The organism is Nonomuraea sp. NPDC048916 (genome assembly GCF_040649575.1).
In the GTDB taxonomy this organism is placed as follows: domain Bacteria; phylum Actinomycetota; class Actinomycetes; order Streptosporangiales; family Streptosporangiaceae; genus Nonomuraea.
Genome location: NZ_JBEZFS010000246.1, coordinates 1 through 427, shown reverse-complemented (window position 1 = coordinate 427; position 427 = coordinate 1). Strand labels below are relative to the sequence as shown.

The window sequence follows — 427 nt, the reverse complement described above, 5'->3', positions numbered from 1 at the left end:
GTGGCGCGGAGTTCGGCGAGCGCGGTGGGGCCGATGGGGCGTGGCTGGTGTCCGGTCATGGTGCGAGCGTGCCGTGCCGCGCCGTCCGTGTCCGGCGGAAAACGGACATCGCGCTGGGAGCACGGTACGTGGAAGGATGGCCGGAAACGCCGCTTATCAAGTCGCACACCTAGGAGATGACCGCGTGCCTGGCACGAATCTGACCCGCGAAGAGGCACAGGAGCGGGCGCGCCTGCTGACCGTGGACGCGTACGAGATCGATCTCGACCTCTCCGGAGCGCAGGAGGGCGGCACCTACCGGTCCGTGACCACCGTGCGCTTCGACTGCGCGGAGGCGGGTGCGGAGTCCTTCATCGACCTGGTCGCCCCGGCCGTCCACGACGTGGTGCTGAACGGCAAGGACCTGGACGTGGCCGCCGTGTTCCGC

The 427-nt window shown here is 69.6% G+C and carries 1 protein-coding gene; it reads left to right on the top strand.

Annotated features, from left to right (window positions below; genetic code table 11):
• Positions 1 to 184 precede the first annotated feature (184 nt).
• A partial coding sequence (locus AB0C16_RS40690; protein ID WP_357691554.1) for a hypothetical protein occupies positions 185 to 427 on the top strand: 243 nt, incomplete at its 3' end.